Origin of the sequence: Sutterella parvirubra YIT 11816 (assembly GCF_000250875.1) — a bacterium.
GTDB lineage: Bacteria > Pseudomonadota > Gammaproteobacteria > Burkholderiales > Burkholderiaceae_F > Sutterella > Sutterella parvirubra.
Genome location: NZ_JH604995.1, coordinates 1,694 through 15,799 on the forward strand (window position 1 = coordinate 1,694; position 14,106 = coordinate 15,799).

The 14,106-nt window shown below is 65.4% G+C and carries 11 protein-coding genes and 1 tRNA gene; all 12 read left to right on the plus strand.

The annotated features are described in order from the left end of the window. The first annotated feature begins 115 nt into the window (after window positions 1–115). Window positions 116–1,414 carry a serine--tRNA ligase gene (gene serS, locus HMPREF9440_RS07315; protein WP_008542922.1) on the plus strand — a complete coding sequence of 433 codons (1,299 nt, stop codon included), beginning with the start codon at window positions 116–118 and terminating at the stop codon, window positions 1,412–1,414. Window positions 1,415–1,562: 148 nt separating this feature from the next. Next, window positions 1,563–1,653, plus strand: a tRNA-Ser gene (locus tag HMPREF9440_RS07320). A 216-nt stretch (window positions 1,654–1,869) separates the two neighbouring features. Then, window positions 1,870–3,120, plus strand: coding sequence for a 23S rRNA pseudouridine(2605) synthase RluB (gene rluB, locus HMPREF9440_RS12390; RefSeq protein ID WP_050816179.1), 1,251 nt, complete (start codon window positions 1,870–1,872; stop codon window positions 3,118–3,120). 414 nt (window positions 3,121–3,534) lie between these two features. After that, the gene (rimP, locus tag HMPREF9440_RS07330) at window positions 3,535–4,092 is read left to right on the plus strand and encodes a ribosome maturation factor RimP (RefSeq protein ID WP_008542925.1); all 558 of its coding nucleotides are present in this window, start codon (window positions 3,535–3,537) and stop codon (window positions 4,090–4,092) included. A 19-nt stretch (window positions 4,093–4,111) separates the two neighbouring features. Further along, window positions 4,112–5,587 (plus strand): transcription termination factor NusA, encoded by a 1,476-nt coding sequence (nusA, locus tag HMPREF9440_RS07335; protein WP_008542927.1) that lies wholly within the window; start codon window positions 4,112–4,114, stop codon window positions 5,585–5,587. A 126-nt stretch (window positions 5,588–5,713) separates the two neighbouring features. Beyond that, a complete protein-coding gene (infB, locus tag HMPREF9440_RS07340) occupies window positions 5,714–8,575 on the plus strand; it encodes a translation initiation factor IF-2 (RefSeq protein ID WP_008542929.1) in 2,862 nt (953 codons plus the stop codon). Between the two features lie 69 nt (window positions 8,576–8,644). Beyond that, window positions 8,645–9,010 carry a 30S ribosome-binding factor RbfA gene (gene rbfA, locus HMPREF9440_RS07345; protein ID WP_008542930.1) on the plus strand — a complete coding sequence of 122 codons (366 nt, stop codon included), beginning with the start codon at window positions 8,645–8,647 and terminating at the stop codon, window positions 9,008–9,010. A 2-nt stretch (window positions 9,011–9,012) separates the two neighbouring features. Then, complete coding sequence (gene truB / locus HMPREF9440_RS07350; RefSeq protein WP_008542931.1) at window positions 9,013–9,996, plus strand: tRNA pseudouridine(55) synthase TruB; 984 nt, start codon at window positions 9,013–9,015, stop codon at window positions 9,994–9,996. Between the two features lie 32 nt (window positions 9,997–10,028). Beyond that, window positions 10,029–11,873 carry a translational GTPase TypA gene (gene typA, locus HMPREF9440_RS07355; protein ID WP_008542932.1) on the plus strand — a complete coding sequence of 615 codons (1,845 nt, stop codon included), beginning with the start codon at window positions 10,029–10,031 and terminating at the stop codon, window positions 11,871–11,873. 22 nt (window positions 11,874–11,895) lie between these two features. Continuing rightward, window positions 11,896–12,318, plus strand: coding sequence for a YchJ family protein (locus HMPREF9440_RS07360; protein WP_050816181.1), 423 nt, complete (start codon window positions 11,896–11,898; stop codon window positions 12,316–12,318). Window positions 12,319–12,410: 92 nt separating this feature from the next. Further along, window positions 12,411–13,433 (plus strand): tRNA dihydrouridine(20/20a) synthase DusA, encoded by a 1,023-nt coding sequence (gene dusA / locus HMPREF9440_RS07365; protein ID WP_040764681.1) that lies wholly within the window; start codon window positions 12,411–12,413, stop codon window positions 13,431–13,433. A 98-nt stretch (window positions 13,434–13,531) separates the two neighbouring features. Continuing rightward, a partial coding sequence (locus HMPREF9440_RS07370) for an NTP transferase domain-containing protein (protein ID WP_040764684.1) occupies window positions 13,532–14,106 on the plus strand: 575 nt, incomplete at its 3' end.

Consider the following 14,106-nt stretch of genomic DNA (forward strand, 5'->3'; position numbering starts at 1 on the left):
CGGCGGCGGTCCGCGCCGAAAGGCGCGGCCCCGCCGCGGTAGAATCACCGAACGACTTCCGGGAGCAGGTCTCCCCTCAACCAAACATCATCGACACCCTCAAGAAGGATTACAAATGCTCGACGTGACGATGCTGCGCAAGCAGCTTCCTGAAGTGGTGGCCCGACTCGCCGCCCGCGGTTTCCAGTTCCCCGAAGAGGAGTTCAACCGCCTCGAGGCGGAGCGCAAGTCCGTGCAGACCCGCACCGAAGAGCTCCAGGCGCAGCGCAACACGCTCTCCAAGCAGATCGGCATGGCGAAGAAGGCGGGTGAGGACGCTTCGGCGCTGATGGCCGAAGCCGCCCGCATCCCCGAAGAGCTCGCGGACCTCGAAAAGGAATTGGACCGCATCCGCACGGACCTTGAAAACCTGCTTCTGCGCATCCCGAACATTCCGCACGAAAGCGTGCCGGTCGGCCGCGACGAAACGGAAAACGTCGAAGTGCGCCGCTGGGGCACGCCCCGCACGTTCGGCTTCGAGGTGAAGGACCACGTCGACGTGGGCGCCCCGCTCGGCCTCGACTTCGACACCGCGGCGAAGCTCTCCGGCGCGCGCTTTGCGTTCATGCGCGGCCAGGTCGCCCGCCTTCACCGCGCGCTCGCGCAGTTCATGCTCGACACGCACACGACGGAAAATGGCTACACCGAGTGCTACACCCCCTACGTCGTGACGGCCTCGACCCTTCGCGGCACGGGCCAGCTCCCGAAGTTCGAAGAGGACCTCTTCGCGGCGAAGAAGGGCGGCGCGACGGGTGAAGGCGAACAGATGTACCTCATCCCCACCGCGGAAGTGACGTTGACGAACCAGGTGACCGGCCGGATGCTCAAGCCCTCCGACCTCCCGATTCTCGTGACGGCCCACACGCCCTGCTTCCGCTCGGAAGCCGGCGCCTACGGCCGTGACACCCGCGGCATGATCCGTCAGCACCAGTTCGACAAGGTCGAAATGGTGCGCATCGTCCGTCCGGAAGACTCCTACGAGCACCTCGAACAGATGACGAAGAACGCCGAAGGGATCCTCCAGAAGCTGGGGCTCCCCTACCGCGTCATCACGCTCTGCACGGGCGACATGGGGTTCGGTGCCGCCAAGACCTACGACTTGGAAGTGTGGATCCCCGCGCAGAACACGTACCGCGAAATTTCGTCGTGCTCGAACTGCGAAGACTTCCAGGCGCGCCGCATGGGTACGCGCTTCAAGGACGAAAACGGCCGCACCCGTCTCGTTCACACCCTGAACGGCTCGGGCCTCGCCGTCGGCCGCACGCTCGTGGCGGTTCTCGAGAACTACCAGAACGCCGACGGCTCGGTGACGGTTCCGGAAGTGCTCCGTCCCTACATGGGCGGCCTCGAAGTGCTTCGTCCGGAAGCGAAGTAACCGACGTGAGGTCGGCCTGGGAAGAGGGCCCCGCGGGGGTGCTTCTTCCCGGGTACAAGGCTCAGAAGAGGCGCGCCGAAACATTTTTTTTCGCCGCGCCTCTTGCTTTTTCCCGGGGGCCTCTGTATAGTTCGTCTTCTCTCGACACGGAAGGGTGGCAGAGAGGTCGAATGCGCCGGACTCGAAATCCGGTATACGGTTATACCGTATCGTGGGTTCGAATCCCACCCCTTCCGCCAGTTGATACCAAGAGATCCCGAGCTTCGACGCTTGGGATTTTTTGTTTTTGAACGGTGCCGGACGCCGGGTTTGGAAGACCCTCCGGCCCAACCGTCATAGAATCCCAAGCAGTTCGGGAAGCATCCGGCTTCCCGCATCACACTCGGGGCCGCACCAGGCCCCGCACGCCGCACGGCGCCCGCGAGGGTTCCCGGTTCGCGGGTGAGGAGTTCATCGTGAATAAACCCAATCGTCAGCGCCCGGCCGCCGGGCGTCCCGCCTCGAAGCGCACGCCGTTCCGCCGTCCCGAAGGGCCCCGGAAGGCCCAGGGGCGCTCGAGCCACGCCATGGATCCGCAGGCCGCCTTTGAAGAAGTGCGCGGGCTTGCCGACCGCCCCATTGCGCTTGAAATCGTCGACCGAGCCCGCCGCATGAAGACGCCGGAGCTCCCGACGGAAAAGCTCCAGAAGGCCCTGGCTGACGCCGGCCTCGGCTCGCGCCGCGAAATGGAGCGTTTGATTGAATCCGGCGTCGTCACCGTCAACGGGAAGACCGCCGCTTTGGGCGAGCGCGTCACCGCCGCGGATGCGGTCCGCGTCGAAGGCCGCCTCGTCCACCGCAGGAGCCTGGAAGAAAAGACCCCGCGCGTTCTCATGTACCACAAGGTGGCGGGCGAGATCGTCTCCCGCGACGACCCCGAGGGCCGTCCCTCGGTATTCGACCACCTCCCGCGCGTCCCCGGCGCCCGCTGGGTGGCGGTGGGTCGCCTCGACTTCAATACGGAAGGCTTGCTGCTCTTTACGACCTCGGGGTCCCTCGCCAACCGCTTGATGCACCCCCGTTGGGAGATCGAACGCGAATACGCCGTGCGCGTGATCGGCGAACTTGAAGCCGAATCGATGCAGGCGCTCCGCACGGGCGTCGAATTGGAGGACGGTCCCGCGCGCTTTGACGACCTCATCGACGAAGGCGGCACGGGCACGAACCACTGGTACCGCGTCAAGATCCGCGAAGGCCGCAACCGCGAGGTGCGCCGCATGTTCGAAGCCGTGGGGACCACCGTCTCGCGCCTCATCCGCGTGCGCTACGGCGCGGTGTCGCTCCCGAAGTCGCTCCCCCGCGGGAAGAAGATGGAGTTGACCCCGGAAGAAGTCCGCGCCTGGATGCTCGACTTGAAGGACGCCGAAGAAAAGCAGGGCGCCGCGATCGAGCGCCGCGCCGAAAAGAAGAAGGCCGAAAAGGCGCAGCTTCGCGCCGAAGGCCGCGTGCTCACCTCTTCCTGGTCGAAGGCCCGCGAAGAGGCGAAGGCCAAGACCGAGGAAGAAGCGCCCAGGAAGGTCCAGGCCCCGAAGCGTTCGACAACGGGCAAGCGCGGGGACCGCAGCGGCGTCCCCTTCAAGGAAAAGCGCGACATGAGCGACCGCCCGACGCAGGGCCGCCGCCCCGGTGCGCGCGGTCCCAAGAAGGGCGGTCCGGCCGACCGCTGAGCCCCGGGGGAAGGATGAAAAACACGGCCCCCGCGCTTGCAGTGGGGGCCGTCTTCCCCTAAAATCACGGCGTTCATCGATCGGTGCATGATTTCCCGCCCATACGCTTGCGGGCGGCGTGCCCCGGGGCTTCTCAGTGAAGCCCGACGGCGAGTCCCGATCGATCGTATGCTTTGCGGCGTCCGACCGGCCCCCGCAGCGTCGCCCCGATAGGGCGTTGACGCCGGGAGCGGCCGGTAGAGGAAGGTGACGCCACCCAGGCTGTCGGAAGACCCTGCGCTTCGAGGGAAGCGCACCGGTCGGACGGTCCGGGTTCATGTGAAATGGGCATTTCGGTGCCCATTTTTTTTTAATGGTCCGCACGCCGACCGGAAGGTCGGCCGGGCGGACGTGGAAAGGATAGAACACACGCTTATGACTCAATCCGGAGCGCTGAACGACATCGTCGAACGCACCGTCGAGGGGATGGGCTACGAGTTCGTCGAACTCGAACGCCTCGCCCGCGGCCTCGTGCGCGTGACGATCGACACCGAGGCCGAAGGCGGCATCTCGCTTGAAGACTGCGAACGCGTGAGCGACCAGCTCTCGCACCTCTTCACCGTGGAGGATGTCCCGTACGAACGCCTTGAAGTGTCGTCTCCCGGCGTGGAGCGCCCTCTGAAGCGCGCCCGCGACTGGAAGCGCTTCGCGGGTGAGCTCGTGCACGCGGAGCTCTTCGCGCCCTTGAAGGCCGAAGGCTTTCCCGAAGCGGGCCGCCGCCGTCTCGAAGGCCGCCTGATCGGCATCGAAGGCGAATCCGGAGCCGAAGTCGTGACGTTCGACTACTTTGAAGTCCAAGTGGCCCGCACGCCGCGCGACGCGGCGCGCGCCCGCAAACAGAAAACCGAGGGGGCGGCTCCGGTGCGCGTGACGTTCGCGCTCGCGGACGTCGACCGCGCCCATCTCATCGCTCAGCTGAACTTTAAGGGGTAACACCGTGAACTGCCGTGAAATGCTTGAACTCGTGGACGTGCTCGCCCGCGAGAAGAACGTGGAGAAGGACGTGGTCTTCGGCGTCCTTGAGCTTGCGCTCGCGAGCGCCGTGAAGCGCGCCCGCTTCCCCGGCGTCGACGCCGACGTGGTCGTCTTGGTCGACCGCGCCACGGGTGAATTCACCGCGCTTCGCCGCTGGCTCGTCGTCGCCGACGAAGAGGGCCTCGCCGAACCGGACCGTCAGGAGATGTTCTCCGACATCCACGACGAGTTCCCCGACCTCAATGTGGGCGACTACCTCGAGCGCCCGATCGACAACGTCGACATCGACAGCGCCGGCCGCCGCTTCGCCCAGGACGCGAAGCAGGTGATCCTGCAGCGCCTGCGTGACGCGGAGCGCGAGCAGATCCTGAAGGAATTCCTCGAAAAGAACGAAACGATCGTCACCGGCACGATCAAGCGCATGGACAAGGGCGACGCGATCGTCGAGATCGACCGCCTCGAAGCGCGCCTGCCGCGCAACCAGATGATCCCGCGCGAAAACATGCGTACGGGCGACCGTGTCCGCGCCTACGTCGACCACGTGGGCGAAACGCCCAAGGGCCGCACGGTCATCCTCTCGCGCACCTCGCCCGAATTCGTGAAGAAGCTCTTTGAACTCGAAGTGCCCGAAATCGAAGAAGGCATCATCGAGATCAAGGCCGCCGCGCGCGACCCCGGCCTTCGCGCCAAGATCGCCGTCACGTCCCACGACCGCCGCGTCGACCCGATCGGCACCTGCATCGGCATGCGGGGTTCCCGCGTGAACGCCGTGACGTCGGAGCTTTCGGGTGAACGCATCGACATCGTCGTCTGGAGCGAAGACCCCGCGCAGTTCGTCGTGGGGGCGCTGGAACCCGCCAAGGTGAGCTCCATCGTCATGCTCGAAGAAACGCACACGATGGAAGTCGTCGTCGACGAAGAGAACCTCGCGGTCGCGATCGGCCGCGGCGGTCAGAACGTCCGCCTCGCGTCGGAATTGACCGGCTGGCAGATCAACATCATGACGCAGGCCGAAGCGAGCGAAAAGCGCGACGAAGAAACCGCGAAGATCCGCGCGGACTTCATGGCGAGCCTCGATATCGACGAAGCCGCCGCGAACGTCCTCATCGAAGAGGGCTTCAGCTCGGTCGAAGAAATCGCGTACGTGCCGGAGAAGGAACTCTTCGCGATCGAAGCGTTCGACCGCGACACGATCGAAGAACTCCGTCAGCGCGCCCGCAACAAGCTTTTGGCCGATGCGCTTGCCCGCGAAGAGAACCTCCGCAAGGCCGAGAAGGACTTCCTCGAATTGGACGGCATGGACAACGATCTCGCGAACAAGCTCGTGGCCCACGACGTGAAGACCTTGGACGAACTCGCCGAGCTCGCCACGGACGAGCTGGTTGAGATGACCGGGATCGACGAAGAACGCGCCAAGAAGCTCATCACGGGCGCCCGCGCCCACTGGTTCTGAGCCGCGCATTGAAATGAACGCCAGGCCGTGCGGGGCGCAGGGATCGATCCCGAACGAGGATCTCCCCGCGCTCCCGGCCTACCGGCGGGGCTTGAAAAGCCGCCGCCGAAGGAGAAAAGAATATCCATGAGCAAAACGGTGAATGAATTCGCGCAGGAGCTGAAGGTCCCGGTGAAGACCCTCCTCGACCAACTCCGCGCCGCCGGCGTGCACAAGACGAACGAAACCGATGAGCTGAGCGACGAGGACAAGAGCCGTCTTCTCGACAGCCTGCGCGCCGAGCGCACGCCCACGCAGCGGAAGATCACGGTGACGCGCAAGGAAACGAGCGTCATCAAGCAGAGCGACGGCTCGGGGCGCGCCCACACGATTCAGGTCGAAGTGCGCCGCAAGCGCGTCTTCGTGAAGAACCCGCAGGTCGTTGCCGAAGAAGAAGCCCGCCGCGCCCGCGAAGCCGCGGAGGCGTCCGACGCCGCCGCGGCGCGTGAAGCGGAAGCCCGCGCCAAGGCCGAAGCCGAACGACTCGCCAAGGAAGAGGCCGAACGCCGTGCGAAGGCGGAGGCGGAAGCCCGCGCCAAGGCCGAGGCCGAGCGCCTTGAAGCCGAACGCCGCGCCAAGGAAGAGGCCGAGCGCCGTGCGGCGGAAGCCGCCCGCGCCGCCGAAGAGGCGAAGGCCCGTGAAGAAGCCCTCAGGAACCAGAGCGACGAAGCCGCCTTGAAGGCCGCGCAGCGCGCGGCCGAAAAGGCGAAGCTCGACGCCGAAGTGGCCCAGGCCACCGCAAAACGTATGGAACAGGAAGCCCAGCGCCGGGAAGAGGCGCGCCGCAAGGCCGAAGAAGAAGCCCGCAAGATCCGTGAAATGATGAACCGCAAGGCGGGCGTCATGACGGCGAAGAAGCCCCAGCGCCCCGAAAAGGCCGAGGCCGACAAGGCGGAGAAGAACGAGAAGGCGAAGCCCGACCAGCGTCAGGACGAGAAGCGCCAGCAGCAGGCGAAGAAGCCCGCCGCCGGTCAGGCTCAGCAGCCGGCGTCCACGGAGAAGAAGGGTCATCCCGCCGACAAGAAGAAGTCGCAGAACCGCGGCGGCCGTTGGGACGACGACAACCAGAAGCGCCGCGTCATCAAGACGCGCGGCGAAGACGACTCGCAGGGCTTCCGCACCGCGCGCGGCCGCCGCAGCCAGGACCGTCACCGTCAGGGTGAGCTGATGCCGCAGCAGCCGCAGGAACCGATCGTGCGCGAAGTGCAGGTCCCCGAGACGATCTCGGTCGCCGACCTCGCCCACAAGATGAGCGTCAAGGCGACGGAAGTGATCAAGACTCTCATGCTGATGGGTCAGATGGTCACGATCAACCAGATGCTCGACCAAGACACCGCGATGTTGGTCGTCGAAGAAATGGGCCACAAGGCCTTCGCCGCGAAGGCGGACGACCCCGAAGCGCTTCTCGGCGAATTGGCCGAACAGGAACACTTCCCCGAACTCCCGCGTCCCCCGGTCGTCACGATCATGGGTCACGTCGACCACGGGAAGACCTCGCTTCTCGACTACATCCGCCGCGCGAAGGTCGCCGCGGGTGAAGCGGGCGGCATCACGCAGCACATCGGTGCGTACCACGTGAAGACGCCGCGCGGCATCGTCACGTTCCTCGACACCCCGGGCCACGAAGCCTTCACGGCGATGCGCGCCCGCGGCGCCCAGGCGACCGACATCGTCATTCTCGTGGTGGCGGCGGACGACGGCGTCATGCCCCAGACGAAGGAAGCGATCTCGCACGCCCGTGCGGCGGGCGTCCCGCTCGTGGTCGCCATCAACAAGATCGACAAGCCCGAAGCGAACCCGGACCGCGTGAAGCAGGAACTCGTGGCGAACGAAGTCATGCCGGAAGAATGGGGCGGCGACGTGCCCTTCTGCCCGGTGTCGGCGAAGACCGGTCAGGGTGTGGACGAGCTTCTCGAAAACGTTCTTCTTCAGGCCGAAATGCTGGAATTGAAGGCCCCGGTCGAAGGCCGCGCCCGCGGTCTCGTCATCGAATCGCGCCTCGACAAGGGTCGCGGCCCTGTGGCGTCGATCCTCGTTCAGTCGGGGACGCTCCACCGCGGCGACGTCGTGTTGGTCGGCCAGGAATTCGGCCGCGTCCGTGCGATGATCAACGAACTCGGCAAGGCCCAGAACACGGCCGGCCCCTCGATCCCGGTTGAAATCCAGGGTCTTTCGGGCGTGCCGGGTGCGGGCGACGAAGTCATTGTGCTCAACGACGAACGCAAGGCGCGCGAAATCGCGCTCTTCCGTCAGGGCCAGTACCGCGACGTGAAGCTCGCGAAGGCGCACGCGACGAACCTCGCCAACCTCTTCAGCGACGTGGGCGAAGGCGAAGTGAAGACGCTCCCGTTGATCATCAAGGCGGACGTTCAGGGCTCGCAGGAAGCGCTCATTCACGCGCTCACGAAGCTCTCCACCGACGAAGTGCGCGTTTCCGTCGTGCACGCCGCGGTGGGCGGCATCAGCGAGTCGGACGTCAACCTCGCGGCCGCCTCGAAGGGCGTGATCCTGGGCTTCAACGTCCGTGCCGACGCGCAGGCCCGTAAGCTCGCCGAAAACGAAGGCATCGACATCCGCTACTACAACATCATCTACGACGCCGTGGATGACGTGAAGGCGGCCCTGGGCGGCATGCTCTCTCCGGAAGTCCGCGAAACCCCGATCGGTCTCGTCGAAATCCGCCAGATCATCCGCGTCCCGAAGGTGGGCAACATCGCGGGCTGCCGCGTCTTGGAAGGCGCGGTCCGCCGCAACGCGTCGGTGCGCCTCCTTCGCGACAACGTCGTCATCTGGACGGGCGAACTCGCCTCCCTCAAGCACTTCAAGGACGACGTCCGCGAAGTGAAGGCCGGGAACGAGTGCGGTCTGTCGCTCAAGGGCTATGAAGACATCCGCGAACTCGATCAGCTCGAAGTCTTCGAGGTGACCGAAGTCGCCCGCACGCTCTAAGCCGCATCCGGACGGCGCCGGTCCCGCTCCTCGGAGCGGACCGGCGCGGTTCTTTCTGAGGAACTCGAATTGAAAGCCAAGAAACCCGGCCGCGCGCTCCGCGTCGCGGATCAGATCGCCAAGGACCTCGCCGCGCTCATTCCGGTGGAGGTTCGTGACCCCCGCGTCGGCCTCGTGACGATCACGGGCTGCGAGGTGACCCCGGACTACGCCCACGCGAAGGTCTACTTCACGGTGCTGGGGCGCGAGCCCGAAGAGTGCGCCGAGGGGCTGAACGCCGCCGCGGGCATGCTCCGCAACCATCTTTTCAAGAATCTGCGCATCCACACGGTGCCGACCCTTCACTTCACGCACGACGCGAGCGTCGCGAAGGGCTTCGAAATGGACGCGCTCATCAAGCGCGCCATGGCGGAAACGCCCGCGGGAGAGCGCTGAGGATGGCGCGCAGACCCAAGGGCGACGCCGTCGACGGCGTGATGCTCCTCGACAAGCCCGTCGGCATGAGCTCGAACCACGCGCTCCAGCGCGTGAGAAGGATGGTGAACGCCGCCAAGGCCGGCCACACCGGGACGTTGGACCCCGCGGCCTCCGGCCTTCTTCCGCTCTGCTTTGGGAACGCCACCAAGTTTTCCGCGGACCTCCTTCACGCCGTGAAGGGCTATACCGCCCGCGTGAAGCTGGGCGAAGCCACCGATACGGGGGACGCCGAGGGCGACGTGATTGAAACCTCGGCGGCGCCCGTCACGGAAGAGGCGCTCCTTGAAGCCGCCCGGAGCTTCCTGGGCGACATCCTCCAGGTGCCGCCCATGTACTCCGCGTTGAAGCGCAACGGCGAATGCCTCTACGACATCGCCCGCCGCGGCGAGGTGGTCGAGCGGCAACCGCGCCCGGTGACGATCCACGAACTCACGATCCGCGATTTCGACGGCACGTCCTTCACGATGGACTGCCTGGTCTCGAAAGGCACCTACATCCGGGTGCTTGCCGAAGACATCGGCCGAAAGCTCGGCTCCTGCGCGCACTTGACGGCGCTTCGCCGCACCCGCGTGGGAGAGCTCACGCTCGATGCGGCCGTCACGATGGAGGCGTTGGAGACGATCGCCCGATCCTGCGAAGCCGCGGGCGAAGCTGAGGATCAGACCGAAGCTCAAAAGGAAGCTTGCCGGGCGGCGTCCCTCGCGGCGCTTCGCGCTAAACTGACGCCCTCGGACGCGCTCCTCTCGACGCTCGAACGCATCGACCTGGCAACTGCCGACGCCGCCCGCTTCATGAACGGGCAGCGCATCCGCCTCGCGCCCCCGTCGGGCGAGGGCCCCACGACGGAGAACCGCGTGCGCGTCTACGACGCCGACGGCGGTCTTCTCGGCACCGCGCAGCTTACGGACGGCCTTCTCGCCCCCGAGCGCCTCATCGCACACTGAACACTCCAAACCCAGAACACTTTTTTCAAACCATGACCCGAGCCATTCGTAACATTGCGATCATCGCGCACGTCGACCACGGCAAGACGACCATGGTCGACCGGCTCCTTCAGAGCGCCGGCACCTTCCGCGCCAACCAACAGGTGGCCGAACGCGTGATGGACTCGAACGACCTTGAACGCGAACGCGGCATCACGATTCTCGCGAAGAACTGCGCCGTCGAGTATGAGGGTACCCACATCAACATCATCGACACCCCGGGGCATGCGGACTTCGGCGGTGAGGTGGAGCGCGTGCTGTCGATGGTGGACGGCGTGCTGCTCCTGGTCGACGCCGTCGAAGGTCCGATGCCGCAGACGCGCTTCGTGACCCGAAAGGCGCTCGCCCAGGGCCTCAAGCCCATCGTCGTCGTCAACAAGATCGACCGTCCGGGCGCGCGTCCGGACTGGGTGGTGAACCAAACGTTCGACCTCTTCGACAAGCTGGGCGCGACGGAAGACCAGTTGGACTTCCCCGTGATCTACGCCTCGGCCCTCTCGGGCTACGCGGGTGAGACGACCGACGTTGAAGAATTGAAGGCGATCGGCAACATGCGCGCCGTCTTCGACGCGATCCTGAAGTACGTTCCCGTGCGTGACGACGATCCGGATGGCCCCCTGCAGCTCCAGATCTGCTCGCTTGACTACTCCTCCTACGTCGGCAAGATCGGCGTCGGGCGCGTCCACCGCGGGCGCATCCGTCCGAACATGGAGGTCGCCATCATGAACGGCCCCGAGGACACCCCGAAGCGCGCGAAGATCAATCAGGTCCTGAAGTTCGAAGGGCTCGACCGCATGTTGGTCGACGAAGCGGAAGCGGGCGACATCGTGCTCGTGAACGGCATCGAAGAGCTCGCGATCGGCACGACCATCACCGACACGCAGAGCCCCGAAGCGCTCCCCATGCTCAAAGTGGACGAACCCACCCTCACGATGAACTTCCAGGTGAATTCGTCCCCGCTCGCCGGCCGCGAAGGGAAGTTCGTCACGTCGCGTCAGATCCGTGAGCGCCTGGAACGGGAACTCAAGTCGAACGTCGCCATGCGCGTGCGCCCGACGAAGGACGAAACCGTCTGGGAAGTGGCCGGCCGCGGCGAACTCCACCTCACGATTCTTCTCGAAAACATGCGCCGCGAAGGCTACGAGCTCGCCGTTTCCCGCCCGCGCGTCCTCTTGAAGGAAATCGACGGCGTCAAGATGGAACCCTATGAACTCCTCACGGTCGACGTCGAGGAAGAGCACCAGGGCGGCGTCATGGAAGAGTTGGGCCGCCGCAAGGGCGACCTCCAGGACATGCAGCCCGACGGCAAGGGCCGCGTGCGTCTGGAGTACCGCATCCCGGCCCGAGGCCTCATCGGCTTCCAGAGCCTCTTCATGACGATGTGCCGCGGCACGGGGATCATGAGCCACGTCTTCGACGACTACGGTCCCATCAAGCAGGGCGAAGTGGGTGAGCGCCGTTCGGGCGTCATCATCTCGCAGGACGACGGCGAAGCCGTCGCCTATGCGCTCTGGAAAATTCAGGAGCGCGGCCGCCTCTTCGTCAACCCCGGCGACAAGCTTTACGAAGGGATGATCATCGGCGAGCACGCCCGCGAAAACGACATTGTCGTGAATCCCATCCGCGGCAAGCAGCTCACCAACATCCGCGCCTCCGGCACCGACGAAGCGATCCGTCTCGTGCCCCCGGTGAAGCTCACGCTGGAGAGCGCCGTCGAATTCATCAACGACGACGAACTCGTGGAGATCACGCCGCAGTCGATCCGCTTGCGTAAGCGCTACCTCAAGGACTTCGAACGCAAGCGCGCCGCCCGCGCCGAAGCCAATGAGTTCGCCTGAGACGCAAAAGCCTGAGTCCGACATGTCCGCCCCGTGCCCCTGCGGCTCGGGGAAGGCACTTTCGGACTGTTGCGGACGCTTCGTCTTCGGGGGCGAGGCCGCCCCCGACCCCGAGGCGCTGATGCGGAGCCGCTACTCGGCCTATGCGTTGGGGGCGGAAACGTATCTCTTGGAGTCGTGGTCCGCCCGGCAGCGCCCGCGCCGGATCTTTGAACCGGGCGAGACGCCCGTTCAGTGGGTGGGACTGGAGATCCTCGGCACGTCGCTCGCGAAGAAGGGCCACCGCGGGACGGTGACCTTCCGCGCGACGGGGCGGGACGATGAAGGGCTCTTCGTGCTTCAAGAGAAGAGCCGCTTCGAGCGTCACGAAGGCCGCTGGGTCTACGTCGACGGCGAGACCGCCGTGGAACGCCTCCCGGGTCTCCCCGAAGCGCCTCAATCCTGACGAAACCGTAGACCTCTCCCGTCTTCTCTCTTTTCAGCGATCCCGCACCCTCCGCGATGCGGGATCGTTTCACTATCTACTTCATCACTCTCATGACGACGCCCACGACGCTCCAACAGACGCCCCTCGACCCCTCGGCCTGGCGCTTCACCGTCGCGCCGATGCTCGACTGGACCGACCGCCACTGCCGCGTCTTCCACCGCTCGCTCTCGAAGCGCGCCCGGCTCTACACGGAAATGGTGACGACCGGGGCGATCCTCTTCGGAAACCGTGAAAAGCTCCTGGGCTTCACGGACGTCGAACACCCCGTGGCGCTGCAGTTGGGCGGCTCCGACCCGGAGGATCTCGCGAAGTCCGTGCGGATCGCGTCCGACTTCGGCTACGACGAATACAACCTCAACTGCGGTTGCCCGAGCGAGCGCGTCCAGAAGGGGAGCTTCGGGGCGTGCCTCATGAAGGAGCCCAAGCTCGTGGCCGAATGCTGGCAGGCGATGGCCGAAGTCACGGACCGTCCCGTCACGGTGAAGCACCGCATCGGCGTCGACGACGACTCCAGTTGGGACTTCGTCTCGAACTTCGTCTCGACCCTCTACGAGGTCGGCTGCCGCGTCTTCGTCGTGCACACCCGCGCGGCGTGGCTCAAAGGTCTCTCGCCCAAGGAAAACCGCGAGGTGCCGCCCCTGATGCGCGAGCGGGCCTTTGAACTGAAGAAAGCCTTACCCGACGCGGTGATCGTCGCGAACGGTCAGATCGCGGACGTGGAGACGGCGAAGGGTCTCATCGACGGAGGGCTTGACGGCGTGATGGTGGGGCGTGCGGCGTACCACAACCCGTGGATCCTGACGGGGGTCGACGAGACGCTTTTTGGTGATGCGGCCATGGAAAAAAGCCGCTACGATGTTGTGCTTAGTATGACGGAGTACCTCAAGGCGCATTGCGCCGACGACCCGTTGGCGATCCGTGCGACGGCCCGCCACATGATCGGGTTGGCGCAGGGGCTCCCCGGCGCACGTGCGTGGCGTCGGGAATTGTCGGACCCCGCCGCTTTCCGGGCGCACGGCACGGACGTGCTGTTGAACGCCTGGTCGAAAGCCTTTGGAGAAAAATTGCTGTGACTGACCATGCCTTGCGGCCCCAAGCCGTACTTTTGTGTGCGGGTTAGGGCTCAAGGCTCCAACCCTTTACGAAGCAGCTCCCGAAGCCGCTTCTTCCCGTGGGCGGCGTGACGCTTTTGGAGCGCACCGTCCACTACCTCCGCGAGGCGGGCATCCGCGACATCACGATCGTGACCGGCTACAGGCACGAGGCCTTCGACGAGGTGGCGAGGCGCATGGGTCTGCGGACGTTCTTCAATCCGGACTACGCCCGCAGGAACAATCACAGCTCGGTGGCGGTTTTGGGCAAAGCCTTCGCCGACACCTTCATCATCGACGGCGACCTTCTCCTGACGCGCAACGTCTTTACGGAGATTTTGGAGGACTTCCGCCTCCACGGTCCGCGGTCGGGCTTCGTCGTGCAGCGTACGCGCAAGGGTGCTTCCGAATGGGAAGTGATCGAAGAGGGCGGCGTCCTTCGCGGTGTCCGCAAGAATTCCGCCGAAGGCTGGTCCCTCTCGGGGGTTTCCTACTGGCGGGCCGAAGAGGCTGAGCGCATCCGCGAGCGGTTGGCTGGTTGCGGTGCGGACGCCTTTTGGGAGGACTGCGTCCTCGAACTGCTTCAGGCGACGCCGCCCCTTCCCGTGCGCGTTTGGAAGACGCGCGACTTTCAGGTGGAAATCGACGCCTTCGT